This window comes from Methylobacterium sp. Leaf85 (assembly GCF_001422125.1).
GTDB lineage: Bacteria > Pseudomonadota > Alphaproteobacteria > Rhizobiales > Beijerinckiaceae > Methylobacterium > Methylobacterium bullatum.
The window spans coordinates 63,161-89,592 of the sequence record NZ_LMME01000010.1; the positions used below are offsets into that span (position 1 = coordinate 63,161).

Consider the following 26,432-nt stretch of genomic DNA (forward strand, 5'->3'; position numbering starts at 1 on the left):
ATCCCATGGGCGATGTCGAGGGAATTGGCGCAGTGCGACATGTCCGCCACAGGAACGGCCCAAGCGGAACCGATCCATGCAGCCACCGTTTTGCTGCCCTGCGACCTTTGATGCTGCAATGCAGTATGCCCATGCGCACTTTATCGATGCGTCTGTGCAATTCTGCCACGTGGAGCTGACGATGCTCGATTCCCAACAGCCTGCCCCGGTCGATTCGCCCTCTACCGATAGGGAAGTGGCGCCGCCGCGCCCCGCCTCGCGCCCGCCCGTCAGCCTGGCCGGTCCGAATGCCGAGAAGACCGTCGCGCTGGCCCTGCAGGGCGGCGGCGCCCACGGCGCCTTCACCTGGGGCGTGCTCGATGCCCTGATCGAGGATGGCCGCCTCGCCTTCGAGGCCGTCACCGGTGCCAGTGCCGGGGCGATGAACGCGGTCGTGATGGTCGATGGCTGGATCGCCGGAGGGCCGGAGGGCGCCCGCGCCGCCCTCGACCGGTTCTGGCGCGAGGCGAGCCTCGACGGTGACCTGTGGCCGGCCCAGCGCGGCGTGTTCGACCGGCTCTTCGACTTCTGGAACGAGAACCCGGTTCTGGACTTCTGGACGCGGGCGCTCAGGACCAGCCCCTACGTCTCCAACCCGCTCAACGTGAACCCGCTGCGCAAGGCCCTGGCCAAGCACGTGGATTTCGAACGTCTCCGGACGGCGGAGACCGCCGGGATCTATGTTTCGGCCACCAATGTCTGGACCGGCAAGCTCGCCGTCTTCGAGCGGGATTCCCTCAGCATCGACCATCTGATGGCCTCGGCCTGCCTGCCGACGGTGTTCCAGGCGGTGGAGATCGACGGCGTGCCCTATTGGGACGGTGGCTATCTCGGCAACCCGCCGATCTACCCGCTCTTCCACGGTGCCCGGACCCGCGACGTGGTGCTGGTTCAGATCAATCCGGTGGAACGCCGCGAGACCCCTCGCTCGCGCGAGGAGATCCAGGACCGGCTCAACGAGATCACCTTCAACGCCAACCTGATGCGGGAACTGCGCGCCATCGATTTCGTCGACGGGCTGATCGAGGACGGCGTGCTCGGCCGCAACGACTACCATCGCATGCTGGTCCATCGCATCGATGGGACTGGGGCCCTCGACGATTACAAGGCCTCCTCGCGGATGGATGCCCGGATGCGCGTGTTCGAAGGGCTGCGCGACAAGGGCCGCGCGGCGGCGCAGGCTTGGCTCGCCGAGCATTACGAGGGCATCGGGCGAACCTGCACGCTCAATCTCAAGGCGACCTATCAATAGGGTTCCGGCCGGCCGGATTAGCCGGCCGGGCTCGCGCGTTAACTGAGCATGACGGCCGAACCCACCCAGACCGCCTCCGCTTCCTCCATCGTCGACCTGCTGGTCCCGCTGCGACGCTATGCGCGTTCGCTGACGCGCGACTCACTGAAGGCCGACGACCTCGTCCACGACACCCTCGTCCGCGCGCTGGAATCCGGTCTCTCCGTGAGGCCGAACACCAACCTGCGGACCTGGATGATGACGGTGCTGCACAACGTCTTCATCGACGACCAGCGCCGCAAGCGGGTGGAAGCCCGCCATGCCGAAGCCCTCGTCCAGATGGGCGACGAGAGCGTGCCGCCCGCCCAGGAGGGACAGGTGCGTCTCGCCCAGATCCGTCAGGCCTTCCTGACCCTGCCGGAGGAGCAGCGCGCCGCGCTCCACCTCGTGACCCTCGAAGGCATGGCCTATGCGGATGCCGCGGCCGTGCTCGGAATTCCCATCGGCACGCTGATGTCCCGCCTCGGTCGCGGTCGCGCCGCCCTGCGCGCCTTCGAGGAAGGCCAGACCGGCCGCGGCCGCTCCGAATCCTCGCCGGGTTCGGGGACGGCCAGACCCGAACGACCGCATCTGCGCCTCGTCAGCGACTGGAACGGCCAGGATTCCCGGCAGGACGTCCGGCTCGCGTCGAAAGCCATTGGCGGCTCTTAACCGCACAGAATTCGAGGGTACTCGGCTCCTCCGAGTACCAGGACTGTATGGAAGCATCGCCGTTTCCGATCGTTGAACTGGATACGACCGTCATGATCGACCCGATCACCGACAGTGACCTCGCCGCCTTCGTCGACGGCCAACTCGACGTCATGCGCCGGCTCGAGGTGGAAGCTCATCTCGCCCGCACGCCGGAGGCGGCGGCGCGGGTGATGGCCGAGATGCATGACAGGGACGCCCTGCGCCAGGCCTTCGCGCAACTGCCGGGACCGGGACCGGAGCGCAACCGCGCGGCGGCCCGCCGCCTCGATCGGTCCATGGCCTGGCGGCGCGTGGGCGAGCGGCTCAAGCGGGCGGCGGTGATCGTGCTTCTCGTGGGTGCCGGCTGGATCGCGCATTCGGACACCGGCGTGTTCGGCGTGCCCGACACCTTCGCCGCCCCGGTGGATCCGGCCCTGGTCGCCGATGCGCGCCAGGCGAGAGAGGTGGCCCAGATCCGCGCCCGCCTCGGCTCGCCCGCCTCGCCGAGCTACGACAAGGCCGGCATCTCCGGTGCCACCGGCATCGTCCTACCGGACCTGCCGGGGGACTGGTCCGTGCGCGACGTCCAGATCGTGCCCGCGCGTCACGGGGCCGGGGTCGAGGTCATGATCGACGCCCCCGATCTCGGCGAGATCTCCCTGTTCGCGGCACGGGGCACCAACGAGGCGGCCTTCACCGGAGAGGTGACGAGCCCGGGCGACGGCGAGACCGTCTACTGGACGGCGGGTCGCTCGGTCTTTGCGCTCAGCGGCAACGGGCACAAGGACGCGCTGCAAGAAGCGGCGCGGCGCCTCGCCTCGATCGATCCCGCCAAGCGCTGATCCGCCGGATGGCGCGGCCCGGCCGTCGCGCGTCGGATCTCAGCCGATCATCGACGGAACTCGGTCGTTCGCGATGAGCGTGCGCGCCTCGGCCGCATCCACATCCATCCTGGCGATCAACGCCTCGGCGCCGGAGAAACGTTCCTCGCCGCGGATGTAGCCGAGGAACTCCACGGCGATGGTCCGGCCGTAGAGATCGCCCGAGAAACCGAACAGGTTGACCTCGAGCAAGGGCGCGCCGTCGTCGAAGGTCGGACGACGGCCATAACTCGCCACGCCGTCCCGCACCGTTCCATCGGGCAACCCGATGCGGACGGCATAGATGCCGTGAGAGAGGGCACAATCGGGCAAAGCCACATTCGCCGTGGGATAGCCCAGCGTCCGACCGCGCTTGTCGCCGTGCCGGACTTCTCCGCAGACGAACCAGCGGTAGCCGAGAAGCCGGTTCGCGCGAATGACGTCGCCCTGTCGCAGGGCTTCCCGGATCGCGCTCGACGAGACGGGAGCCTCGCCCTCCCCGATCGAGACCGGCGGGATGATCCGGCATGCCAGGGAGGCTTCGGCGCAGAGCCGGGCCAGCACCTCCGGCGTTCCCTCGCGTCCCCGCCCGAAATGGAAGTCGTGGCCGATCACGACGCCGGTGAGGCCGAGATCGCGCACGAGCAGGCCGTGGACGAACTCGGCGGCAGTGGTCCCCGCCATGAGAGCGTCGAAACGGCGCACGATCAGGCCGTCGAGGCCGAGGCGGGCGAAGACGATTTCCTTGGCGGCGGGTCCCGTCAACCGGAACATCGGCAGGTCGGGGGCGAAATAGGCGCGCGGATGCGGTTCGAAGGTCAGCATCACCGCCGGCACGCTGCGCCGGTCGGCCTCCTCGCGGACGGCCTCCACGAGAGCGCCGTGGCCCCGGTGAACGCCATCGAAATTGCCGATCGCCGCGATGGCGCCGGTAAGGGCCGCCGGCACCGCTTCGTCCTCGCGGCAGATCGTGAAGGGCCGCCCCGACGGGGAAGCGGCTCCGGGGCGCACGGAAGGATCGTCGGCTGGCGCCATCGGGTTCAAATGGTCTCGAAGAAGCTGCGGCCGAAGCGGCGACCGTGGGGGATTCCGCGCGGGAACCTGTCGAAAAGCCGGAGGGGGGTCAAGGGAAGCGGCCGCCCGATCGACGGAGGATGCGCGATCCATTGCGCAGTTAACCGCTTCGCAATGCTGGGCGAGGTACTTTCACGAACGAGAGGCGGCGCGAGGCGGCGCTTCCCCCAATTTTTTGCCACTTTCCCGGTTCGCGGCATGCCGCACCGGCCCTGCACCGACGGAGCACCCCGACCCATGGCCCTCGATCTCGGCATGCCGATCCTCGTCGTGGACGATTATCAGACGATGGTCCGCATCATCCGCAACCTGCTCAAGCAGCTCGGCTTCGAAGAGGTCGACGATGCCTCTGACGGAACCGCCGCCCTCGCCCGGCTGAAGAACCGCAAATACGGCCTCGTGATTTCCGATTGGAACATGGAGCCCATGACCGGTTACGAGTTGCTGCGCCACGTGCGTGCCGACGAGGCCCTGCGCACCACGCCGTTTATCATGGTCACCGCCGAATCGAAGACCGAGAACGTGATCGCGGCCAAGAAGGCCGGCGTGAACAACTACATCGTCAAGCCCTTCAATGCGGCGACGCTGAAAAGCAAGATCGAGGCTGTCTGCGGCGCTTGAGCCGCAGACCCGATCTCTTTCTTCGGCGACTCACAGCATCGTGGAGCAACAAGCGATGGCCATGGCGGAAAAGTCACGGACGGCCAGCCCTGACCCGGCATCGACGCGACCGTCGCTGATCCGGGAGCTGGTCGAGATCGCCGACTACATCGCGCATGTCCGCAGGGAGATCGCGGCCCTGCGGGCAAACGAGCTCACCCGTGACCGTCTGCCGATGGCGCATGAGGAGCTCGGCAGCGTCGTCGAGGCGACAGCGGGGGCGACGAACTCCATCATGAATGCGGCCGAGGAAATCCTCAGCCTGCCCAACGACAAGAACTACCGCGCCGCCGTCGAGGCACGGATGAACGACATCTTCGAGGCGTGCACGTTCCAGGACATCACGGGCCAGCGGATCGCCAAGGTGAGCGAATCCCTGCGCCAGCTCGAAAGCCGCCTCACGCGTTTTGCCGCCGCGGTGAAGGCGAAGGATGAGGGCGGCGTCGACCCGGCCGAGGTGGAGCGCCGGGTGCGAGCCGAGCTCCTCCTCCTCAACGGACCGCAGATCAAGGGGCCCGCCACCGCCCAGGACGAGATCGACGCCCTGTTCTCCTGATCGGCGGGTCTCGCCGCTTGGGGCCGATGAGATCCGGGGCCGATGAGATCCGGGAACGCTACCAGATCAGCCGCTCGATGACGGCATCCGGGCGAACCTCCTGCCGGGCAAGCCATTCGGACACCTCGCCGAGCGTGTCGTGCTCGGCGAGAACGCCGAGTTCCTCTGCGTGGATGCCTCGCGCCACCAGAAGGTTCGGGATGCCGTAGGCCGCCGCCCCTGCGATGTCGGTGCGCAGGGCGTCGCCGACGGCGAGGACGCGGGCGACGTCCGGCGCGGAGCCACCGTCGAGTTCAGCCGCCATGGCGAGCGCCCCCTCGTAGACGGGGCGGTACGGCTTGCCGGCATAGGTCACCGCGCCGCCGATCTCCGCATAGGCCTGCGCGATCAGACCGGCGCAGGGGATGAGCTTCTTCTCGCGCTCGACCACCAGATCGGGATTGGCGCAGATCATCGGCACGGCCCGCGCCCGGAACCCGGCCAGCGTCTCACGGTAATCCTCCGCCGTCTCGGTCGTGTCGTCGAACAGGCCGGTGCAGACCACGCGATCCGCCTCCCCGGCCGCCACGAGGTGGATGTCGAGGCCATCGAAGATGGTCGCGTCGCGTTCCGGCCCGAGATGGTGGATGCGCTCGCCCGGATGCTCGGCGATCAGCCGCCGGGTCAGGTCGCCGGAGGTGAGGATGGCATCGTAGGCCTCCCGCGGCACGCCGTAGCCGTCGAGGATGGTCCGAACGCCGGCCCAGGGGCGGGGCGCGTTGGAGACGAGGATGACGCGCCGCCGGCGACCGTCCTCGGGCAGGGTGCGGAATCGGATCAGCGCCTCGCCCGCCCCCGCATGGGCCCGCGTCCCGTCATGCAGGACACCCCAGACGTCGCACAGGATGAGGTCGTAGCGCTCGGCGACGGCGGAAAGCCCGCCCAGAATCGGAACCGCAGCCGAGGATGCGGCGCGCGCGATCGTTTCGCTCATGAATCTGGCCTGACTGGCAAGGTATCGGGGGCATCGAGAATGGCTGACCGGTTAGGCCGCCCACGCCCTGAAATCAACGCAGCGCTATCGACGCGCCGGGGTCCGGGCGAGTCTGCCTCAGCCGGCGCGGCGCAGGAAATCGCGGAACGGCCGACGCTGCGGCGGCGGTTCCGGATCGTCGCCGCCGGGTTCTCGGGACGGAGGCGGCGCCGGGGATGGCGCGGCCTGTGGCGGAGCGGCGGCGAGAACTTCGGCCCGCACGGCCCGCGCCGGAGCGAAGACGGTGCCTTGCGCCAGCGGCACGTCGAGATCGATGAGATCCGGCACGTCGCTCTCGCGTTCCACCGACTCCGCGACGAGCCGGATGCCGGCCCGGGACAGGGAGGCGACGAGATCGTCGAGGGCGATATCGGGCATGGCCTGGCGGGAATCGGGACGCAGCAGGAGATCGGCGGGGACCTTGACCTGGCTGACGCCCCGGTCGGCCAGGGCCAGCGGATCGAGGCGCAGGTCCACGGGACGGTCCAGGGCGAAGCCGACACGACCGCGCAGTTCCGCCAGCGCGCCCGCCTGCTCGGCGTCCAGGCTGCGCCAGCTCGACTGGGGCAGCGCGATCACGAGGCGTCCCGACAGGCCGGGCTCGCCGACGAGCAGCCGAGGCAGCGTGCGCAGGAAGCCGGGCTCGAACAGGGAATGCGGCGACAGGGCGTAGGTCACCGCGGCCTGACTGCCGCGCCCGCTGAGATGGCGTGCCACGGTGGCGACCAGGGGAAGCATGCGTCGATCGAGCTCGGTCGTCCGCCCATGGCGTTCGAGGACCGGCAGGAACAGTTCCGGCTTGAGGATGTCGGCGCCGAGGCGCAGGCGCGCCAGTGCCTCGTAGGACACGACCTTGCGCTGGGGCAGGGAGACGATGGGCTGGAGATGGACCTCGAGCCCGTCGCCGTCGAAGGCCGCGACCATGACCGCATCGTGGCTCCGGTCCGGCCGCGCCCGGTCCGTGACGGGCTCGGACCGCTCGAGCGGCGGCCAGGCTCGGGGCACCCAGGGGGTCCCGCCCATCTCGTTGCGGAATGCCGGGGAAGGCGGCGGGACGACGGGGGCATCGAGGACGGCCTGACGGGAGGCCGGCCGGACGACCGGGGTCGGGGCGGGAGCCGCCGGCGGCGGCGCCTTGAGGCGGGCGATCTCACCATCCTGCGTGGCGACCACGGCGGCGAGTTCGCGGACGATGCCGCTGAGCAGGCCGATTTCCGCCGTGACTTCCTCGACGGCGACCTCCACCGCGGTATTCCCAGCCTGCTTGCCCTGTGCCGGTGCCGGTTCGGCCTCGTCGGCGCGGGCGCGCTCGATCCGCATCTGCTGGTCGGCGATGAGGCGGGCCACGGTCTCCAGGCGCACGAGGCGTTGCGAGAGAATGTCGAATTCCCCCGAGAGCTTCTCGCAGCGCTGGTCGAGCTGACGCGCCCGGCGCGCGGCCAGGATGGCGACGAAGCCGCCCATGGCCGCCAATCCGAAGGCGCCGCCGATAGGGGAGATCACTGCGAGCGGCGCCAGGACTACGAACCCGATGAGACTCAGGAGCCACGGGACCGTGCGTCGGCCGACGATCCGGGCCATCGGAATACTCTTACCCTCACGACGATCGAGCGGAGATGCAGGGTCCCGGCCACGGATTCCGCAAGTCGGGACAGGCTCCGGTTGTCGCCGAGACGACGAGGTCCCACAAGATGGGCGCAGGCTGAGTGAACCGGTTTTTTGCCATGTGTTGCATGAGCTTCCAAGCTTGGCTTCAGCCAGTCTGGCATCGGCGCGGAGGCCGCCGGGGCCATTGCCCCTCGCGGCGGGAGGAGATTTGGCTCTACATGGGTGCGGGACATGACCCAGCGACGGGAGCGGGTGGATGGACGCGAGACGGGTGGACCTGCTGATGCAGGTGGACGGCATGACCTGCGACGGGTGCGCCGAGGCCGTGCGCAAGGCGATCCTCCGGATCGATCCGGAGGCGCATATCGCCGTCGACCGCGATCATGGGCGGGTGGCGATCACCACCGATGCCCAGTCCCTGACGATCGCCGAGGCCCTGGACCAGGCCGGCTACACGGCAACGGCGATGTCGGGCTGACGCCGGCCCCATCCACCGTTGCGGGCGATCCATGCGCGATTCCGTGCTTTCAAATGAAATTTTGCAGACGCGTTGAAAAATTCCGACGCGCTTTTGCTTGCTCCATCGCTCACAGTGATGACAACGGTGAAGCATGGTGCCCGCGGCGCCGATGCCCGACGCCCCGAACACACGACGTTCCACAATAAACGCCCGCGCGACACGCCATCGCGACGACAGACCGGGAGAGACTTATGCCCTCAGACATCGAGATCGCCCGCGCGGCAACCCTGAAGCCGATCACGCAGGTGGCCGAGACGATCGGCATTCCGGACGAGGCGCTGCATCATTACGGCCGGCACATCGCCAAGATCGACCACGCCTTCATCAAGTCGCTGGAATCGAAGCCCGAGGGCAAGCTCGTCCTCGTCACCGCCATCAGCCCGACCCCGGCCGGCGAGGGCAAGACCACCACGACGGTGGGTCTCGGCGACGCGCTGAACCGCATCGGCAAGAAGACGGTGATGTGTCTGCGCGAGCCCTCGCTCGGCCCGTGCTTCGGGATGAAGGGGGGTGCCGCCGGCGGCGGCAAGGCCCAGGTCGTGCCGATGGAGCAGATCAACCTGCACTTCACCGGCGATTTCCACGCCATCACTTCGGCGCACAGCCTCGCCGCCGCCCTCATCGACAACCACGTCTACTGGGCCAACGAGCTCAACATCGACGTGCGCCGCATCCATTGGCGCCGGGTCGTCGACATGAACGACCGCGCCCTGCGGTCGATCACCCAGTCGCTGGGTGGCGTCGCCAACGGCTTCCCGCGCGAGGACGGGTTCGACATCACCGTGGCCTCGGAAGTCATGGCGGTGTTCTGCCTCGCCCGTGACCTCGACGACCTCGAGGCCCGCCTCGGCCGCATCGTCATCGCCGAGACCCGCGACCGCAAGCCGGTGACGCTCGCCGACGTGAAGGCCACGGGTGCGATGACCGTGCTCCTCAAGGACGCGCTGCAGCCGAACCTCGTCCAGACCCTGGAGGGCAACCCCGCCCTGATCCATGGCGGCCCCTTCGCCAATATCGCCCATGGCTGCAACTCGGTGATCGCCACCCGCGCCGGCCTCAAGCTCGGCGACTACGTGGTCACCGAAGCCGGCTTCGGCGCGGATCTCGGCGCCGAGAAGTTCATCGACATCAAGTGTCGGCAGGCGGGGCTGAAGCCCTCGGCGGTGGTCATCGTCGCCACGGTGCGCGCCCTCAAGATGCATGGCGGCGTCTCCAAGAAGGAACTCGGCTCCGAGAACCTCGACGCCCTGGAGAAGGGCTTCGCCAACCTCGCCCGCCACGTGGAGAACGTGCGCGGCTTCGGCCTGCCCGTGGTCATCGGCGTCAACCACTTCTATGCCGACACCGATGCCGAGCACGCCAAGCTGAAGGAGCTGTGCCGCGACAAGCTCCAGGTCGAGGCCATCACCTGCAAGCATTGGGCTGAAGGGGGTGCGGGCGCCGAGGAGCTGGCGCAGGCCGTGGTCAAGCTGGCTGAGGGCGAGCAGAAGCCGCTGACCTTCGCCTACGAGACCGAGACCAAGCTCACCGACAAGGTCCGGACCATCGCCACCAAGCTGTACGGCGCGGGCGACATCCAGGTGGAATCCAAGGCCGCCACCAAGCTCGCCCAGTTCGAGAAGGACGGCTACGGCAACCTGCCGGTCTGCATGGCCAAGACGCAGTACTCGTTCTCCACCGACCCGAACCTGATGGGCGCGCCCTCGGGCCACACCATCTCGGTGCGCGACGTGCGGCTCTCGGCCGGCGCCGGCTTCGTCGTGGTGATCTGCGGTGAGATCATGACCATGCCCGGCCTGCCCAAGGTCCCCGCCTCGGAGGGCATCCATCTCGATGCCGACGGGCAGATCGAAGGCCTGTTCTAGCCGGATGCCAATGGCCCCTCCCCTGTCGGGGGAGGGGTGCCTGCCCGGCCTCGCGTGATCCCTCGCCCCGGTTGTGATAGCCGGGTCGGCATGCAGTCCCGCCGGCCCCGCTCATGATTCCCTGGCTCGTCCTCGACACCGCACCGATCCCCGGGGATGCGGGCCAGTTGCGGCTGCTTCAGCGCGGCACCGAATTCTCGATCCAGCTCGGACATAACGAGCTGATGAACAGCCGCCTCAGCGGCTCGGAGAAGGCGCTGGCGACCCTCGCGGCGGAGCGGGTCGGAGGCCGCGCGGGGGCGCGTTTCCTCATCGGCGGTCTCGGCATGGGCTTCACCCTGCGGGCGGCACTCGATGCCCTGCGGCCCGACGCCGAACTCGTCGTGGCGGAACTGGTGCCGAACGTGGTGGATTGGGTGCGCGGGCCGCTCCGGGATCTGTCGGCCGATGCGCTGTCGGACCAGCGGGTGACGTTGCGGATCGGCGACGTGGTCGCCGCGATCCGCGCGGACAGTTCGGCGTACGACGCCATCCTGCTCGACGTCGACAACGGCCCCGACGGCCTCACCCGGCCCGAAAACGACAGGCTCTACAACGAGATGGGTCTGGCTGCCGCCATGGCGGCTTTGCGGGTGGGTGGGGTGCTGGCGGTGTGGTCCGCCCATCCCGACAGGCACTTCACCCAGCGCCTGCGCCGGGGCGGGTTTTCCGTGGAGGAGGTGCCGGTGCGGGCCAATGTCACGAGCGGCGCCCGCCACACGATCTGGCTCGCTTCGAAGTCCGGCCGCGCCCGGCGCTGAAGCCAGAGGAGCGTGTCAGGCCGAGTGTCGACCGCGCTCCAGGCGTCGGTTGAGGCGGGTTACGCCATAGATTTCAGCGAGTTGGCGTCGGGCCGCCTTCACCGGCGCGTCGTCGCGCTCGGTGCGGGCCGCCGCGATGACGCGCAGCGTATGCGCCACGCAAAGCTCCAGACGGACCGTGGCGGCACCGTCCGGCGGTCGCCGATCCTGGACCGGATTCTCGGCAATGGTCATGCGGCAAGCCCCCTCGATCATGACGAACGGGACCGGGTCTAACTGCGCCATGCGGCGGCCATTGGGTGGAGACTGGGCCACACGGTGACAGCTTGGCCATGGCGCCGGCGCGTGGCGGTGCTCAGTCGCGCGTGCTGCCCTCGTTGAACTTGTCGCGGCAGACATATCCGACGAAGCATTTGGCCACGTCACGGGTGAGTTCGTAGGCGGGCTTGGGCGCTTCCGGCAGGGGGCAGAAGCCGCCGTCGCGGACGATCCTGTCGTAGGTGATCGGCCCCGTGGTCATCACGATGGCGCCGACGCGGTTCACCAGGGCGGCGGCGTCGGCGCAGAGCATGGCGGGGGTCGCGGGCCGCTCCTGTGCCGAAACAGTGAGCGGAGCCAGGACGATACAGGCGGCGAGCGCGGATCTCATGGCACAGGATCTCATGGCGGAGCGATCGTTTCGAGCGGGGTGCCGGGCGGATGCGCCGCCCGGTGGGAGCGGAGGATAGCGCCGGGCGGCACCGCCGCCAATCCGCCGGGTGACGCCCTCTCTCACGCCGCCCGTTTCAGCGGCTCGGCCGCGGCGGCCACCGCCAGGGTGAAGTCCAGCGCCTCGTCGAGACCCTCCCGCCAGAGGGAGATCGGCGTCGGACGGGCCAGGACGAGAGCCCCCTCCGCATCGCCATCGGCCAGGGTCACGACGGCGCCGAGCTTCGTGGCGAGTCCGCGCATGGGTCCGTTCCGGCTGAGACAACGGACATGCAGGTCGCGGACGCCGCGGTTGCGCGCCGCCGAGACGATCCGCCGGAAGAGGGCGTGGCCGAGGCCGTTGCGGCGGAAACCGCGCTCCACGGCGAAGGCCGCCTCCGCGTCGCGGCCGAGGCTCAGCCCCGGCACGGGGCCGGTGAGCGGGCGCAATTCGCCGAGCGCTCGCAGCGTCCCCTCGACGAAGCCGCCGAAGACCAGCCCCTCGACCGTGAGGGCGCGGGCCGCATACGCGACGGCCGCTGCATCACTCAGGGCGGCCATGAAGCGGTTGGCTCTGGTATCGGGGTCGAGCCGCAGGAAATAGGCCTCGACCATGGCACGGTCGCTGGGCCAGAGGCGCCGGACATTCGGTCCGGTCGGAATCGTGTCGGGCATCGTGGTGCCGTACTCCGGAATGACAACGCGCAGGCTGCGCGGGCTCCGGGCGTAACCTCCCTCGAGGAGGCCACCAGATGGCATCGGCCTCGGTTTTGTGCAACGCAACAAAACGTCATCCCGCCGGCGCGCCACGCTTGATCCCCCCGGCGACGCGCGGCAGACCGGTCTTCGGGCCTGTCGCCGGACCGGTTCCATCGACGTGCGCGCGGCCATCGCGCCGTCTCGTATCCGAGGTCGCCATCGTCGTGAGTCCCCCCTCAGGTTCCGCCCCGTCCGCCGGTTCGCAGGGCGGCGATTCTCCTCCCGGTCCGGTCGCGGCACGCTACGACATGCTGGTCTCGTCCGGCGCCATCGAGCGCGACCCGGCCCAGATCCATCTGGTGCAGGCCCTCGACAGGCTGGTCCAGGATCTCGACCGGCGCAGACGGGCGAAGAAGGGCAGCGCGCTCGGCTGGCTGTTCGGGCGCAGCGGCGACGGCGAAGGCCCGCCCAAGGGTCTCTACATCTGGGGCTCCGTCGGGCGCGGCAAGACCATGCTGATGGACCTGTTCCACGAGGCGGCGCCGGGCAAGAAACGCCGCGTCCATTTCCACGGCTTCCTGTCGGATGCCCATGAGCGCATCCATGCCCACCGGCAGGCACTCAAGGCGGGCACGGCCAAGGGTGACGACCCGATCCCGGTGGTGGCGGACGCGCTCGCCGACGAGGCGACGCTGCTCTGCTTCGACGAATTCACGGTCACCGACATCGCCGATGCGATGATCCTCGGGCGGCTGTTCGGGGCGCTGTTCAAGCGCGGCGTCACCGTGGTGGCCACCTCCAACGTCGAGCCGGACCGGCTCTACGAGGGCGGACTGAACCGCGCGCTGTTCCTGCCCTTCGTCGCGGAGCTGAAGAACCGGGTCGAGATCCTGCGCCTCGATTCCCGCACGGATTTCCGCCTGGAGAAGCTCGGCGGTGCCTCGGTCTATCACGTGCCCGCCGACGAGGCGGCCGAGGCCGCCCTCACTCAGGCCTTCAAGGGCCTCACCGGCAAGGCGAGGGGCAAGCCGGCCACGATCCGGGTGAAGGGCCGCGAGGTGGCCGTGCCGGAGGAGGCCGCCGGCGTCGCCCGGTTCGGCTTCGCCGATCTCTGCGCCCAGCCGCTCGGCGCCTCCGACTACATGGCCATCGCCCAGTCGTTCCAGACGGTGATCGTCTCGGGAATCCCGGTGATGGGCGAGGCGAACCGCAACGAGGCCAAGCGCTTCATCACCCTCGTCGATACGTTCTACGACGCCCACGTGAAGCTCATCGCCTCGGCGGCGGCCGAGCCGACCGGTCTCTACACGGCGACCGAGGGCCGCGAGGCGTTCGAGTTCGACCGCACGGTGTCGCGCCTCATCGAGATGCGATCGTCGGAATACCTCGCCTTGCCGCACGGGCGGGGGGATTCCGAGGCGAGCGGGTCCAGCTCCGGTCTCGTGGAGACCTGATCGCCCGTTTGCGGTGGTTCTGAAAGGCTTTGCCTCCTCCTGAGGGGCCGTGTAGCGGCTTTGAGGGAGGGCTCCTTAGGATCGCGCGACGACTGGAGGCCTCCTTCGAGGCCCGCTGACGCGGGCACCTCAGGATGAGGTGGTCCGCCGGGATGATCCACCTTGGCATGAGCATCTGAGCGGACCGACCGATCGGGCAATGTGACCGCAGCGATATCAGCGTGATTCGAAAGGTTTGGCCCTCAGCCGGAGCGATGTCGGCAGGGGCGGCATAGACAACGAGCGACCGTCGAAAGCGTCGCACGGTCCCGATGCGCGCCGTGCGCAACAGCACATCGAATCCGCGGCCGAGCTTCGCGAAAGCGGCGCCCCTGGCTGCCGGCCGTTGCACTGCAGCACCCCGACCGTTTAATTGGATTCATTATGAGGTACGGGGCGTGGGCGCTTCGTGCACTGCGACGGCTCCCTGTCGAGGGGCGCCGGATCCGCTGCCGCACCTCAAAGACGTTCGATGCGGGACGGCGACCATGTCGCGCGCGCCCCGCGCCTGACTGACGACCTCCGAGGTATTCGCGAGCCCGACGGATTGGTGGCCAGCCGATCTCGTCCGGTCCGTGGCCTGAGCGATGACAGGATACACCGATGATCAAACTCACCGTGAACGGGGCTGAACGCAGCTTCGACGGCGATCCCGATATGCCGCTGCTGTGGTTCCTGCGCGACGAAGTCGGCCTCACCGGCACCAAGTTCGGCTGCGGCCAGGCCCTCTGCGGCGCCTGCACCATCCATCTCGGCGGCACCGCCGTGCGTGGCTGCGTCACCCCCATCTCCGCGGCCGAGGGCCAGGAGGTGGTGACCATCGAGGGGCTTTCCCCCGACGGCAACCACCCGGTCCAGGCGGCGTGGCGCGACCTCAACGTCTCGCAATGCGGCTACTGCCAGTGCGGGCAGATGATGCAGGCGGCCTCCCTCCTCAAGGAGACCCCGAAGCCCAGCGACGACCAGATCGACGAGGCCATGAGCGGCAACCTCTGCCGCTGTGGCACCTATCCGCGCATCCGCGCCGCGATCCACCAGGCCGCCGGAAACGCGCCGGCCGCCAACAAGGGAGAGCGCCTGTGATTCACGACGCACAGCTCACGGCCGACCTCGCCACCGAGACGACCGCCGCCCCCGAAGCGCCGAGCGCTCTCGCCAATGTCAGCCGCCGCGCCATGCTCGGCGGACTGGGCGCCCTGGTGCTCGCCCTGTCCTGGCGCGATTCCGCGCGGGCGGAGGAGAAGGCCGAGGGTCCCAAAAAGTTCGGCGCCGATGCCATGCCGCATGGCTGGCAGGACGACCCGAAGGTGTTCGTGGCCATCGCGCCGGACGGCACCGTCACCATCACCTGCCACCGCTCGGAGATGGGCCAGGGCGTGCGCACCTCCGTCGCCCTCGTGGTGGCCGACGAGCTCGAGGCCGATTGGGCCAAGGTGAAGGTCGCCCAGGCCTGGGGTGACGAAGCCCGGTTCGGCAACCAGGATACCGACGGTTCGCGCAGCCTGCGCCACTTCTTCCCGCATCTGCGCCATGCCGGTGCCGCGGCGAAGGCCATGCTGGTCCAGGCCGCCGCCAAGCAATGGGGCGTGCCGGCAGTGGAAGTGAAGGCCGAGAACTCCGTCCTCACCCACGCCAAGTCGAAGCGCACGCTGGGCTACGGCGATGTCGCGGCGGCCGCCGCCGAACTCGCCGTGCCCGCCCGCGAGAGCGTGACCCTGAAGGACCCCAAGGCCTTCAAGTTCATCGGCAAGGGCAAGATCGGCCTCATCGACAACCGCGACATCACCACCGGCAAGGCGATCTACGGCCTCGATACCCGCCTCGACGGCATGCTCTACGCCCTCGTCGCCCGCCCGCCGGTCTTCGGCGGCAAGGTGGCGAGCTACGACGATGCCGAGACCATGAAGGTCCCCGGCGTGGTCAAGGTGTTCAAGATCGACGCGCCCGAGATCCCGTCCGAGTTCCAGCCGATCGGCGGCGTCGCCGTCATCGCCAAGAACACCTGGGCGGCGATGAAGGGCCGCGAGGCCCTGAAGATCACCTGGGACGATGGCCCGAACGCGAACTACGATTCGGTTGCCTTCCGCGGCGAATTGGAGAAGGCAGCGCGGGCGCCCGGCAAGGTCGTGCGCAACCAGGGCGACGTCGACGGCGCCATGGCCAAGGCCAAGCAACGGATCGAGGCCGAGTATTTCGTGCCCCATCTCGTCCAGGCCCCGATGGAGCCGCCGGCCGCCACGGTGCGGATCAAGGACGGGTTCTGCGAGGCCTGGGCCTGTACCCAGGCTCCCCAGGCGACCCACGACCGGCTGGCCAAGAAGCTCAACCTGCCCGCCGACAAGGTGCGGGTGAACGTGACGCTGCTCGGCGGCGGCTTCGGCCGCAAGTCCAAGCCCGACTACGTGCTCGAGGCCGCCCTGTGCTCGCAGGCCGTGGACGGCGCGCCGGTGAAGCTCACCTGGACCCGCGAGGACGACCTCCATCACGGCTACTACCACACGATCTCGGTGGAGCGCCTGGAGGCCGGGCTCGACGACAAGGGCATGCCGGTGGCCTGGCTCCACCGCTCGGCCGCGCCCACGATCGGTTCGATCTTCGCGGCCGGCGCCAAGAACGAGCTGCCCTTCGAGCTCGGGATGGGGCTGACCAACACGCCCTTCGACGTGCCCAACATCCGCCTCGAGAACCCGGCGGCGGACGCGCATGTGCGGATCGGCTGGTTCCGCTCCGTCTCGAACATCCCGCACGCCTTCGCGATCCAGTCCTTCGTCGCCGAGTTGGCGCATGCGGCGGGCAAGGATCCGAAGGAGTACCTGCTGGCCCTGATCGGCCCCGACCGGGTGATCGACCCGACCAGCATCGGCGATGTCTGGAATTACGGCGAAGATCCCGCCCGCTATCCCATCGAGACGGCGCGCCTGCGCGGGGTCATCGAGGCGGCGGCCAAGGGGATCGGCTGGGGCCGGAAGCTGCCGAAGGGACGGGGCCTCGGCATTGCCGGACACTACAGCTTCGTCACCCATACGGCGGTGGCGGCCGAAGTGGAGGTGGGGTCCAAGGGTGAGGTCTCGGTCAAACGCATCGACATCGCCGTCGATTGCGGACCGCACGTCAACCCGGAGCGTATCCGCTCGCAGATGGAGGGCGCCGTCGTCATGGGGATGGGCTTGGCCTTGTCGGCCGAGATCACCTTCAAGGACGGGCGCGCGCAGCAGAACAACTTCGACGGCTACGAGATCACCCGTCTCGACGCCGCCCCGAAGGAGCTGCACGTCCACCTGATCCAGAACAACGACTACAGCCGCCCGCTCGGCGGTGTCGGTGAGCCGGGCGTCCCCCCCGTGGCGCCGGCCATCGCCAACGCGGTCTTCGCCGCCACCGGCCGCCGCATCCGGCAGCTGCCGATCCGCGACCAGCTGAGCTCGTAAACACAAAGACCCTTCGGCCCGAAGACTTGGGCCGGAGGGTCACATCGTTCGACACGTGATCCAGTCCTCCACCTCATCCTGAGGTGCCGCGAAGCGGCCTCGAAGGAGGGGTCCAGCGCCGACTGCGCGAACTGGAGGCCTCCTTCGAGGCCTCCGCTGCGCTCCGGCGCCTCAGGATGAGGGGCCGGGTTGGAAATGCCGAAGGCGGAATCGCCTTTCGAACCTCACTCAGCCGCCACCGCCCGCCCCTCCCGGCCTTCCTCCCGATACTCGCCCCAGGCCTGTCTCAGGATCTGGACCGAGGAGGAGAGGAAGATGCCGGCCATGAGGGCGGCGACCGCGAGGTCAGGCCAGGCCGACGTGGTGCCCCAGACGGCGAGCGCCGCGCCCATCACCACGATGTTGCCGATGGCGTCGTTGCGCGAGCACAGCCAGACGGAGCGGACGTTGGCGTCGCCGTCCTTGTAGCGCATCAGCAGCAGGACCGAGGCGACGTTGGCGGCGAGCGCCAGCAGACCGATGCCGCCCATCCATTCCGCGCTCGGCACGCCGAGGACGAGGGTCTGGTAGAGCGTCGAGCCGAAGACCCAGACCGCCATCAGGCTGAGGCTCACCCCCTTGGCCAGGGCCGCCAACGAGCGGGTGCGAAGGCTCGCGCCGATGACCGCGAGGCTGAGGCCGTAGGTGACGGTGTCGGCCAGGAAATCGAGGGCGTCCGCCTTCAGCGCCTGCGATCCGGCCGCCTGGCCCGCCGCCATCTCGGTGACGAACATCGCGCCGTTGAGGGCGATGACGAACCACAGCACCCGCTTGTAGCGCGGATCGACCCCGTCGAAGACCGGAACGCCGCCGCCGCAGCCGCAGGATTCCTCGTGCGCCGAGGCTGTCGGAGCCCGCGCCGCGGCGGCATGGTGATGCCCGTCGCCGGGTGCATGAGCATGCGCGTGCGTGTGGATGTCGGGCTGGTTCTGGCTCGTGCCGCAGCAGGATTCGGCCATGGCTGTCTCCTCGTTTCGTCGTTAGACAGGAGCCTACAAGCTCTAGCGACTAGAGGATCAAGCGGAAAATGACGTTCTCGATCGGAATCCTGTCGCGCCGCGCCGGGGTGAAGGTGCCGACGATCCGCTATTACGAGCAGGTCGGGCTGATGCCCTCTCCCCCGCGCACCGACGGGCAGCAGCGCCGTTATGGCGACGCCGAGGTGGCGCGGCTCAACTTCATCCGGCACGCGCGCGAGCTCGGCTTCGAGGTCGATGCGATTCGCGAACTTCTCGCCATGAGCGCGCAGCCGGAGGAATCCTGCGCCGAGGTGGACCGCCTGGCGCGGCGCCACCTCGCGGTGGTGGAGCAGCGCATTGCCCGGCTGGTCTCCCTGCGCACGGAATTGCAGCGCATGGTGACGGAATGCGGCCACGGGCGGGTGGGCGAGTGCCGGGTCATCCAGGTTCTGGCGGATCACGGCGAGTGCGACCACGACCATGGCGGTGCGCGGCCGGGATTCGCCGAGGCGTAAACTTCGCCGCTCCGGCGGAGCCGAAGGGGCGGGCGGCGGGTTGTCCCGTCACAGACCCGCCCGTTGAGGATGCCCCATGTTTCAGAGACCCCGTTCCTTCGCCGCCGTACTGGCCGCCGGATTCGCCGCCAGCCTCGTGGCCGGCCCGGTCCTCGCCTCCCCGTGTTCGGAGGAGATCGCGCGCCTCGAAGCGAAGGTGAAGGAGGAGGCGACCGGCGCCATCTCGGCCTCGACCTCGGGCAAGGCGGCGGCCGGCGCGCGGGAAGGCCAGGGAGAGACCGGGCAGGCAGGCAACGCCTCGACCCCGGCCGCTCCGCCGGAGAAATCCGCCGAGGCCGGCAAGGGCTCCGATGCGGCGATGCAGGCCAAGGTCGCCCTGGACGAGGCCCGCACCGCCGACGGCAAGGGCGACGCCCAGGCCTGTAACGCCGCGCTGCAGCGCGCCAAGAGCCAGCTTGCCACGGCTCCGTGAGCGCGGGCGCACCGGCCGGGGGAGCCCGGCACGGTGCCTGTGGCCCGCAGGATGGCCCGTTGCGCGATGGCGCGGCGGGTCGTGGGGATGTCCCGGCAAAGCGTGAAAAGAGAAGTTTCTTCTTTTGAGGCCGTCTCGGACATCCGCCCCGACCGGCGTCGTATCGGCACGGACGCGGACTGCGTGCCGGCTCGCCCGTCCCTTGTCTTTCAGGCGGCGTGGGAAGGCCGCCGCCGTCGATGGAGGATCCCTTCGGGGGGCCTAGGCGGCGGCGCTGAGGGCGTGTTTGTTGCCCTGAATGCCGGCGCACAGATCATCGATCTCCGCAAGATCTAGACTTTCACCTGAGTGGCTTGCAATTGCATCGATCAGGTGATCTTGCCGAGGATCGAAGGGATGGCCCTGAAGGCGATAGAATTGATAGTAACGCAATGCCGCCAATACGGTGTCGCGCTCTCGCACTGTGATGGTGATGGTCTGCATTCTTTGAAGATCTCCCCTTCGTGCAGTTTTTGCTCTCCGAACACTTGAATCCGACTCAGCGAGCGAGAGCGTTGTAACCCCGCTTCGGTGCAGCCGTCCACAGCCGGAAACCATTCGGTAACCCTGTCGGCGGGTCGGCCGAGGGGTCGGCCGGAGGCAACCCTTTGCAGGCGTGCCATTTCCTCCTGGAGGGACGGGCGGCGGATTTATTTCGCTCTGGAAATGTAAAATGTCATTGACAGGAAAGAGGAAAACTGGCGGCGCTCGGCAAAGCTCGGCCGCATGCGTCTTTCGCGGAATCGATAAAATTGTTCTTAACCAATCCGTGGGAGCCTTCTGGTCACGACCGACTCACTCACCCGTGAGAAAGTCGAGTATGAGCGGAGCCACCCCTCATGACCAAAATGCAGCCGGATGACGGGCAGGACGGTCGAGCACACCGGGCAAGACCGGTGGCGCTCTCCGCGAGCGTACGACGCCATCTCGGGCTGAACCTGCGCACCCATTATGCGGCTTCACTGGTCGAACCAGTGGGCGAGCGGATCGAGACGCTGCTGACGAAGCTCGGCCGCACGAAGGGCTGACTCGTCACGCCGGATGAGCGGGACGACACACGCCGTTCAGAATTGCGGTGCTATGGGTTCCGCCAACGCGCCGGACCTGCCCGGCCCGTCCGCAGCCAACCCGCGAAACCCGATCCCATGACCGTCCTCGTTCTCGTCGTCGCCGGAAACATCCTGCTCGCGACCCTGTTCTCCCTGGTCGCCCTCGCCTCCGACTGAACGGCCCCCGCGAGACGCTTCGGCGTTCCAGCCTGCCTCCACATCACGGCCCTCGACACAGCGAGAGCCACCCAGCCCGGACGACCGGTCGCGGCATGCCGCAACCGGCGCTTCGTCGTGCCTCCATGGATCGGTCCGACGCCGTCCGGCCCCGCTCTCCGTTTCGCCGATTCGCCGGCCTAGCGGCCCTCGCGATCGGCCGGAGTCCGCCATGCGGATCGGCGCGTGATCCGGGGCGGAACGTCCTTTCTAAAGAACCAGCTTCCCTGAGCATCTTGTTCCAAATCGCCGGGAACGGAGAGATTTTCGTTCTCCATGCCGCCGGGAGTTCTTCTAGACCTCGTTTTTTGAAGGAGAATTACCTATCTAAGCTCAGTAACGCCAATCCGGCCAAGCTTGACATTGTTCTTTAAAAAGAACGAAACGTAGCATCACCGGGGCATCGGGACGGCAACGTTCCCGCGCCGCGACGTAGCCGGAGACAACCCTGTGAGCTCGACCATGTCCTCGACGCCCAACGCCCGCCGTCTCTCCCGGAGAAGGCGTATCCTCGCCCTGTGCGCCGGTTCGGTCGGCCTGGTCTCGGCGGGGCTCGGCTCCGCGCTGCTGACATCCGGCGCCGCCCAGGCGCAGACCGAACTCCTCAACGTCTCCTACGATCCGACGCGGGAGCTCTATAAGGAGATCAACGCGGCCTTCATCGAGGAGTGGAAGGCCAAGACCGGCGAGACGGTCACCATCCGGGCCGCGCATGGCGGCTCGGGCTCGCAGGCCCGCACCGTCATCGACGGCATCCCCGCCGATGTTGTGACCCTGGGCATCCCCTCCGACATCGACGCGATCAGCCGCATCTCGAAGAAGATTCCTGCAGATTGGCGCACCAAACTGCCCAACGAAGGCCTGCCCTATACCTCCACCGTGGTGTTCCTGGTGCGCAAGGGCAACCCGAAGGGCGTGAAGGACTGGGGCGACCTGGTGAAGCCGGACGTGAAGGTGATCACGCCGAACCCGAAGACCTCCGCCGGCGGGCGCTGGAACTTCCTCGCGGCCTGGGGCTACGCCTACGAGAAGGAAGGCAAGAACGCCGACAAGGCCAACGCCTTCGTCGGCCAGCTCTACAAGCAGGTGCCGGTGCTCGATACGGGCGCGCGCGGCTCCACCGTGACCTTCGCCCAGCGCGGTCTCGGCGACGTGCTGCCGACCTGGGAGAACGAGGCCTATCTCGTGTTCGACGAGTTCGGCCGCGACAAGTTCGACGTCGTGGTGCCGCCGACCTCGATCTACGCCGAGCCGCCGGTGGCCCTGGTCGACGCCAATGTCGACAAGAAGGGCACCCGCAAGCAGGCCGAGGCCTACCTGCAGTTCCTCTACACGGACAAGGCACAGGCGATCTTCGCCAAGCACCATTACCGTCCGATCAAGCGCGAGGCCGCCAAGCCCGAGCATCTCGCGCAGCTGCCCGAGCTCAAGCTCTTCAAGATCGAGGATCTCCAGGGCAACTGGGACGATATCCAGAAGAAGAACTTCGACAATGGCGGCCTGTTCGACCAGCTGAGCAAGCCGCCGCAATAACGCGGACCTCCCCCGTCGCGGCTACGGGATTCCTACATCTGCTGCTGCAGGCAGAGCGCGTCCCTCTCCCCCTTGTGGGGAGAGGTCAGGAGTGGGGGTGGCGCCGCTTGCCTCCGCAGCTTGAGGGTCGCCCGACCACCCCCACCTCCAACTCCTCCCCACAAGGGGGAGGAGGGCTCGTCAGCGCAGACCGCGAAATGTGTGACCCTTAGCCGTCACGGCGAGGGTGCCCGCGGAGCGGAGGGCGACCTTCCGCCGGACACCGCACCCGCTTCCCGACCCGCCGATGCGTGAGCGAGGCGACCCACTTCAGGACCACCCCATGGCAGAGCCCCCTCTGCGTCCGAGACGACGCTTCCGTCAGCCCAGCGTGATTCCGGGCTTCGGCATCACCTTCGGCTACACCCTGACCTGCCTCGGCATCATCGTGCTGCTGCCGCTCGCCGCCCTCGTCGCCCGCGCCTCCGGCCTCGGCCTGTGGGGGATCTGGGAGGTGGCCACCGATCCGCGCGTCGCCAGCGCCCTGCGCGTGAGTTTCGGCGTGTCGCTCCTCGCCGCGCTCACCGCCTCGGTCTTCGGCTTCCTCATCGCCTGGGTGTTGACCCGCTACCGGTTCCCCGGCCGCAAGATCGTGGACGCGGTGGTGGACCTGCCCTTCGCCCTGCCCACCGCCGTCGCCGGCATCGCCCTGGCCTCCCTCTATGCGCCCAACGGTCTCGTCGGCGAACAGCTCGCCAAGCTGGGGATCGAGGCCGCCTACACGCCGGTGGGCATCTACATCGCCATGGTCTTCATCGGCCTGCCCTTCGCCGTGCGGACGGTGCAGCCCCTCATCGAAGAGATCGACAAGGAGATCGAGGAGGCCTCGGCCACCCTCGGCGCCGATCGCTGGCACACCCTCATCAAGGTGGTGGTGCCGCCGCTGATCCCGGCGGTGCTCACGGGCTTCGCCCTCGCCTTCGCCCGCGGCGTCGGGGAATACGGCTCGATCATCTTCATCGCCGGCAACCTGCCCTACGTCTCCGAGATCGCGCCGCTCCTCATCGTCATCAAGCTCTCCGAGTTCGATTACGGGGGCGCCTGCGCCATCGCGACGATCATGCTCGGCATCTCGTTCGTGACGCTGCTGGCCATCAACCTGATCCAGGCCTGGAGCCGCAGGAGGTTCGGATATGTCTAGCGCCCTCGCCACCACCCAGCCCCCCGCCCGCGCCGGGAGCGTGGTCACCGAAGGCCTCGCCGTCCGCGCGCTGCTGATCGGGATCGCGGTGGTCTTCCTCGCCCTGTTCCTGGTGCTGCCCCTGGTGACGGTGTTCATCCAGGCCTTCGCCAAGGGCTGGTCGGCCTATCTCGCCGCCTTCTCCGAAACGGATGCCCGCTCGGCGATCCGCCTCACCCTGCTGACCGCGGCCATCGCCGTGCCGTTCAACCTCGTCTTCGGCGTCATGGCCTCCTGGGCCATCGCCAAGTTCGAATTCCGCGGCAAGAACCTGCTCGTGACCCTCATCGACCTGCCGTTCTCGGTCTCGCCGGTGGTCTCGGGCCTGATCTACGTGCTCGTCTTCGGCGCTCAAGGGTTCCTCGGCCCGTGGCTGCTCGCGCACGACATCCAGATCATCTTCGCCGTTCCCGGCATCGTGCTCGCCACGATCTTCGTCACCTTCCCCTTCGTCGCCCGCCAGCTGATCCCGCTGATGCAGGAGCAGGGGACGGCGGAGGAGGAAGCCGCGCTGACCCTCGGCGCCTCCGGCTGGCACGCCTTCCGGACGGTGACGCTGCCCAACATCCGCTGGGGGCTGCTCTACAGCGTGCTCCTCTGCAACGCCCGGGCGATGGGTGAATTCGGCGCGGTGTCGGTGGTCTCGGGCCATATCCGCGGATTGACAAACACGCTGCCGCTCCACGTGGAGATCCTCTACAATGAGTACAACTTCGTTGCCTCTTTCGCCGTCGCTTCCCTCCTTGCCGGCCTCGCTCTTGTCACCCTCCTCGTCAAATCCCTTCTCGAATGGCGCTTCAGCGCCGAGATCGCAGCCGGCGCACGGGGCCACTGACCCGGTGGGATCGTCCACGGCGATCCGGGTCGAGGGGCTGTCGAAGACCTTCGACACCGCGGCGGTGCTGCACGACCTCTCCCTCGACGTGCGGGCGGGAGAGCTGCTGGCGCTGCTCGGCCCCTCGGGCTCGGGCAAGACCACGCTGCTGCGCATCATCGCCGGGCTCGATTTCCCCGATCGCGGGCGGATCATCTTCGGCGCCGACGATGCCACGCGGGTTCCGGTGCAGGAGCGCGCCGTCGGCTTCGTGTTCCAGCACTACGCCCTGTTCAAGCACATGAGTGTCGCCGAGAACATCGCCTACGGCCTCAACGCCCGCAAGCGCGCGGACCGGCCGGCCAAGGCCGAGATCAAGCGCCGGGTCGGCGATCTCCTCGACCTCATCAAGCTCTCGGGCTTCGCCGACCGCTACCCGTCGCAGCTCTCCGGCGGCCAGCGCCAGCGCATCGCGCTGGCGCGCGCTCTGGCCGTGGAGCCCCGCGTGCTGCTGCTGGACGAGCCCTTCGGCGCCCTCGACGCCCAGGTGAGGAAGGACCTGCGCCGCTGGCTGCGCGAGATCCACGACCGCACCGGCCAGACCACGATCTTCGTGACCCACGACCAGGACGAGGCGCTGGAACTCTCCGACCGCGTCGCCGTCCTGTCCAAGGGCCGCCTCGAACAGATCGGAACTCCCGACGAGGTCCAGGAGAACCCGGTCTCCTCCACCGTGCTCAAGTTCCTCGGCGACACGATCGAGGTGGAGGCCATCGCCCAGGGGAGCGAGGTCCGCGTCAACGGCCGCCTCACCCCGGTGAAGGCACCGCCCGGCCTCGTCGGCCCGGTCAAGCTCTATGCGAGGCCGTGGCAGCTGCAATTCGCCGAGCCCGACCAGGCCCATCTCGAAGGCCATGTCCGCTCCTCCTATCGCAGCCAGGGCCGCCAGCGGATCGAGGTGGACCGCTCCGAGGGCAAGACCGTGGTGGTGGAGGCCTCCGACACCCACCGCCTCGCCGCCGGCCGCAAGGTCGGCCTGACGATCAACGCCGGCTACGTCTTCAAGGATTGACGGGGCGGCGCCAGCGCCGCGGAGGAAACGGTTGCGCTTCCTCCGCGGATCGGCTGTGACTCCCGCCGTCGAAATCGAGAGGGAGCATCCGGCATGTCGGGTCATGGAGCCATCGAAGGCTCGAACAAGAAGGTCGCGCTGCTGATCTCCGTGCTGGCGCTGTTCCTGGCGCTGGCCGAGACCCTGGCCAAGGGTGCGCAGACGGAAGCGCTCAGCGCCAACGTCGAATCCTCCAACCAATGGGCCTACTATCAGGCCCGCACCATCCGCGGCACCATCCTCAAGACCGCCGACGAGACCCTCGCCCTGATCCCGCCGGAGACGGCCAACGCACCGGCCATCGCGGCCAAGCGCGCGGAATGGGCCAAGACCATGGCCCGCTGGGAATCCGACCCCGCCACCGGCGACGGGCGCAAGGAGCTGCAGGAGAAGGCGCGGGCCTCGCAGGAGCACCGCGACCTCGCGCTCCATCGCTACCATCATTACGAGTTCGGCTCGGCCGCCTTCCAGATCGGCATCGTGCTCGCCTCGGCCCAGGTCATCACCGGCATCGCCGCGCTGACGCTGGCGGGCGGGTTCCTGGGCCTCGCCGGCCTCGTGATGCTGGGCTTCGGCCTCTACGCGCCGCACGTTCTGCCGTTCTTCCACTGACGCACGAATCCCGGCACCGAGCCTGGACTCTCGCCTCCTTCGCGACAGTTGAAGGAAAGGGAGGCGAGACATGGCGCAAGACAGCGAGCAGGAAGGCCGGCTGACCCGGGTCTCGGCCTTCGTCTTCCTTCACACCGAACATGCGGTCTATGCCGCCCTCGGCCTGCTCCTCGCCGGGACGGCGATCCTCGCGCTCATCGACGCGACGGGCCTGCTCTTCGGGGCGATCCGTCATCTCGGGGGCTCGGGCGAACTCCTCAAGATCGTCGACAGCCTGCTGTTCCTGCTGATGCTGGTGGAGATCCTGCACACGGTGCGGGTCTCGATGCGCTCGGGGCGGCTCACCTGCGAGCCCTTCCTCATCGTCGGACTGATCGCCTCGATCCGGCGCGTCCTCGTCATCACCCTGCAATCCTCCGAGGTGATGCACGCGCCGATGACGGCCGAGCGCGAGGCGCTGTTCCGCGCCTCCATGATCGAACTCGGGGTGCTGTCCGGGCTCATCCTCACCATGGTGATCTCGATCTTCCTGCTGCATCGCGCCCGCGACGACAACGAGGTGGCCGGCAAGGAATGATCCCGCCGTCTTG

General features: G+C 68.4%; 28 protein-coding genes. 20 read left to right on the forward strand and 8 right to left on the reverse strand.

The genetic code is table 11. The features are described from left to right. The first annotated feature begins 181 nt into the window (after nucleotides 1-181). The 3 genes from ASF08_RS08355 (at nucleotide 182) to ASF08_RS08365 (ending at nucleotide 2,844) form a co-directional block, all read left to right on the forward strand. Complete coding sequence (locus ASF08_RS08355; RefSeq protein WP_238254225.1) at nucleotides 182-1,291, forward strand: patatin-like phospholipase family protein; 1,110 nt, start codon at nucleotides 182-184, stop codon at nucleotides 1,289-1,291. 48 nt (nucleotides 1,292-1,339) lie between these two features. Continuing rightward, complete coding sequence (locus ASF08_RS08360) at nucleotides 1,340-1,981, forward strand: sigma-70 family RNA polymerase sigma factor (RefSeq protein WP_056143725.1); 642 nt, start codon at nucleotides 1,340-1,342, stop codon at nucleotides 1,979-1,981. A 92-nt stretch (nucleotides 1,982-2,073) separates the two neighbouring features. Further along, on the forward strand, nucleotides 2,074-2,844 hold the full coding sequence (locus ASF08_RS08365) for an anti-sigma factor family protein (protein WP_056143805.1): 771 nt from the start codon (nucleotides 2,074-2,076) through the stop codon (nucleotides 2,842-2,844). Nucleotides 2,845-2,883: 39 nt separating this feature from the next. Here the strand turns inward: ASF08_RS08365 and ASF08_RS08370 are convergent, their stop codons facing one another. Then, the gene (locus ASF08_RS08370; protein WP_056143728.1) at nucleotides 2,884-3,897 is read right to left on the reverse strand and encodes a bifunctional riboflavin kinase/FAD synthetase; all 1,014 of its coding nucleotides are present in this window, start codon (nucleotides 3,895-3,897) and stop codon (nucleotides 2,884-2,886) included. Nucleotides 3,898-4,173: 276 nt separating this feature from the next. On the opposite strand from ASF08_RS08370, the gene ASF08_RS08375 reads away from it, so the two are divergent. Further along, nucleotides 4,174-4,557: a response regulator gene (locus ASF08_RS08375; RefSeq protein ID WP_018046001.1), complete on the forward strand. Its 384-nt coding sequence runs from the start codon at nucleotides 4,174-4,176 to the stop codon at nucleotides 4,555-4,557. Between the two features lie 55 nt (nucleotides 4,558-4,612). Then, nucleotides 4,613-5,152, forward strand: a complete 540-nt coding sequence (locus ASF08_RS08380; protein ID WP_082473128.1) for a protein phosphatase CheZ — start codon at nucleotides 4,613-4,615, stop codon at nucleotides 5,150-5,152. A 58-nt stretch (nucleotides 5,153-5,210) separates the two neighbouring features. Here the strand turns inward: ASF08_RS08380 and ASF08_RS08385 are convergent, their stop codons facing one another. Continuing rightward, nucleotides 5,211-6,125, reverse strand: a complete 915-nt coding sequence (locus tag ASF08_RS08385; RefSeq protein WP_056143731.1) for a TIGR01459 family HAD-type hydrolase — start codon at nucleotides 6,123-6,125, stop codon at nucleotides 5,211-5,213. A gap of 117 nt (nucleotides 6,126-6,242) precedes the next feature. Next, entirely contained in the window at nucleotides 6,243-7,745 is a 1,503-nt protein-coding gene (locus ASF08_RS08390; RefSeq protein WP_056143735.1) for an EAL domain-containing protein, read from the reverse strand. A 283-nt stretch (nucleotides 7,746-8,028) separates the two neighbouring features. Between ASF08_RS08390 and ASF08_RS08395 the strand changes: the two genes are divergently transcribed. From ASF08_RS08395 to ASF08_RS08405, 3 genes are all read left to right on the forward strand, one after another. After that, on the forward strand, nucleotides 8,029-8,250 hold the full coding sequence (locus tag ASF08_RS08395) for a heavy-metal-associated domain-containing protein (RefSeq protein WP_018045997.1): 222 nt from the start codon (nucleotides 8,029-8,031) through the stop codon (nucleotides 8,248-8,250). 233 nt (nucleotides 8,251-8,483) lie between these two features. Further along, nucleotides 8,484-10,157: a formate--tetrahydrofolate ligase gene (locus ASF08_RS08400; protein ID WP_056143738.1), complete on the forward strand. Its 1,674-nt coding sequence runs from the start codon at nucleotides 8,484-8,486 to the stop codon at nucleotides 10,155-10,157. Between the two features lie 113 nt (nucleotides 10,158-10,270). Beyond that, nucleotides 10,271-10,957, forward strand: coding sequence for a spermidine synthase (locus tag ASF08_RS08405; RefSeq protein ID WP_056143741.1), 687 nt, complete (start codon nucleotides 10,271-10,273; stop codon nucleotides 10,955-10,957). A 15-nt stretch (nucleotides 10,958-10,972) separates the two neighbouring features. Here the strand turns inward: ASF08_RS08405 and ASF08_RS08410 are convergent, their stop codons facing one another. The 3 genes from ASF08_RS08410 to ASF08_RS08420 all read right to left on the reverse strand — a co-directional run bounded on the left by ASF08_RS08410 (nucleotide 10,973) and on the right by ASF08_RS08420 (nucleotide 12,403). Continuing rightward, a complete protein-coding gene (locus tag ASF08_RS08410) occupies nucleotides 10,973-11,242 on the reverse strand; it encodes a hypothetical protein (RefSeq protein WP_147832730.1) in 270 nt (89 codons plus the stop codon). Between the two features lie 70 nt (nucleotides 11,243-11,312). Then, nucleotides 11,313-11,606, reverse strand: a complete 294-nt coding sequence (locus tag ASF08_RS08415) for a hypothetical protein (RefSeq protein WP_026176318.1) — start codon at nucleotides 11,604-11,606, stop codon at nucleotides 11,313-11,315. 122 nt (nucleotides 11,607-11,728) lie between these two features. Beyond that, nucleotides 11,729-12,403: a GNAT family N-acetyltransferase gene (locus ASF08_RS08420; protein ID WP_422395334.1), complete on the reverse strand. Its 675-nt coding sequence runs from the start codon at nucleotides 12,401-12,403 to the stop codon at nucleotides 11,729-11,731. 248 nt (nucleotides 12,404-12,651) lie between these two features. Between ASF08_RS08420 and zapE the strand changes: the two genes are divergently transcribed. From zapE to ASF08_RS08435, 3 genes are all read left to right on the forward strand, one after another. Continuing rightward, entirely contained in the window at nucleotides 12,652-13,797 is a 1,146-nt protein-coding gene (zapE, locus tag ASF08_RS08425) for a cell division protein ZapE (RefSeq protein ID WP_056143747.1), read from the forward strand. A 642-nt stretch (nucleotides 13,798-14,439) separates the two neighbouring features. Beyond that, complete coding sequence (locus ASF08_RS08430; protein ID WP_056143750.1) at nucleotides 14,440-14,919, forward strand: (2Fe-2S)-binding protein; 480 nt, start codon at nucleotides 14,440-14,442, stop codon at nucleotides 14,917-14,919. Beyond that, complete coding sequence (locus ASF08_RS08435) at nucleotides 14,916-17,264, forward strand: xanthine dehydrogenase family protein molybdopterin-binding subunit (protein WP_056143752.1); 2,349 nt, start codon at nucleotides 14,916-14,918, stop codon at nucleotides 17,262-17,264. Before ASF08_RS08430 ends, ASF08_RS08435 begins: the two co-directional genes overlap by 4 nt. Nucleotides 17,265-17,488: 224 nt before the next feature. Here the strand turns inward: ASF08_RS08435 and ASF08_RS08440 are convergent, their stop codons facing one another. After that, a complete protein-coding gene (locus ASF08_RS08440) occupies nucleotides 17,489-18,262 on the reverse strand; it encodes a cation transporter (RefSeq protein ID WP_056143755.1) in 774 nt (257 codons plus the stop codon). A gap of 68 nt (nucleotides 18,263-18,330) precedes the next feature. Here ASF08_RS08440 and ASF08_RS08445 point away from each other — a divergent pair, with 68 nt between their 5' ends. Both ASF08_RS08445 and ASF08_RS08450 read left to right on the forward strand, forming a co-directional pair. Then, on the forward strand, nucleotides 18,331-18,777 hold the full coding sequence (locus ASF08_RS08445) for a MerR family transcriptional regulator (RefSeq protein ID WP_056143758.1): 447 nt from the start codon (nucleotides 18,331-18,333) through the stop codon (nucleotides 18,775-18,777). Nucleotides 18,778-18,853: 76 nt separating this feature from the next. Further along, nucleotides 18,854-19,249, forward strand: a complete 396-nt coding sequence (locus tag ASF08_RS08450; protein WP_056143761.1) for a hypothetical protein — start codon at nucleotides 18,854-18,856, stop codon at nucleotides 19,247-19,249. A gap of 261 nt (nucleotides 19,250-19,510) precedes the next feature. Here the strand turns inward: ASF08_RS08450 and ASF08_RS08455 are convergent, their stop codons facing one another. Then, nucleotides 19,511-19,732, reverse strand: a complete 222-nt coding sequence (locus ASF08_RS08455) for a hypothetical protein (protein WP_018045985.1) — start codon at nucleotides 19,730-19,732, stop codon at nucleotides 19,511-19,513. Nucleotides 19,733-20,127: 395 nt separating this feature from the next. Here ASF08_RS08455 and ASF08_RS08460 point away from each other — a divergent pair, with 395 nt between their 5' ends. From ASF08_RS08460 to ASF08_RS08490, 7 genes are all read left to right on the forward strand, one after another. Then, complete coding sequence (locus tag ASF08_RS08460; RefSeq protein WP_026176314.1) at nucleotides 20,128-20,316, forward strand: hypothetical protein; 189 nt, start codon at nucleotides 20,128-20,130, stop codon at nucleotides 20,314-20,316. A gap of 687 nt (nucleotides 20,317-21,003) precedes the next feature. Further along, a complete protein-coding gene (locus ASF08_RS08465; protein ID WP_443136809.1) occupies nucleotides 21,004-22,086 on the forward strand; it encodes a sulfate ABC transporter substrate-binding protein in 1,083 nt (360 codons plus the stop codon). A gap of 322 nt (nucleotides 22,087-22,408) precedes the next feature. Beyond that, entirely contained in the window at nucleotides 22,409-23,266 is an 858-nt protein-coding gene (gene cysT / locus ASF08_RS08470) for a sulfate ABC transporter permease subunit CysT (protein ID WP_026176312.1), read from the forward strand. After that, complete coding sequence (cysW, locus tag ASF08_RS08475; protein WP_056143763.1) at nucleotides 23,259-24,140, forward strand: sulfate ABC transporter permease subunit CysW; 882 nt, start codon at nucleotides 23,259-23,261, stop codon at nucleotides 24,138-24,140. The genes cysT and cysW overlap by 8 nt, the downstream gene beginning before the upstream one ends. 4 nt (nucleotides 24,141-24,144) lie before the next feature. Further along, nucleotides 24,145-25,191 (forward strand): sulfate/molybdate ABC transporter ATP-binding protein, encoded by a 1,047-nt coding sequence (locus ASF08_RS08480; protein ID WP_018045980.1) that lies wholly within the window; start codon nucleotides 24,145-24,147, stop codon nucleotides 25,189-25,191. A gap of 93 nt (nucleotides 25,192-25,284) precedes the next feature. Beyond that, the gene (locus ASF08_RS08485) at nucleotides 25,285-25,842 is read left to right on the forward strand and encodes a DUF4337 domain-containing protein (protein WP_018045979.1); all 558 of its coding nucleotides are present in this window, start codon (nucleotides 25,285-25,287) and stop codon (nucleotides 25,840-25,842) included. A 70-nt stretch (nucleotides 25,843-25,912) separates the two neighbouring features. Further along, nucleotides 25,913-26,419: a phosphate-starvation-inducible PsiE family protein gene (locus tag ASF08_RS08490; protein ID WP_056143765.1), complete on the forward strand. Its 507-nt coding sequence runs from the start codon at nucleotides 25,913-25,915 to the stop codon at nucleotides 26,417-26,419. Nucleotides 26,420-26,432: the final 13 nt, after the last annotated feature.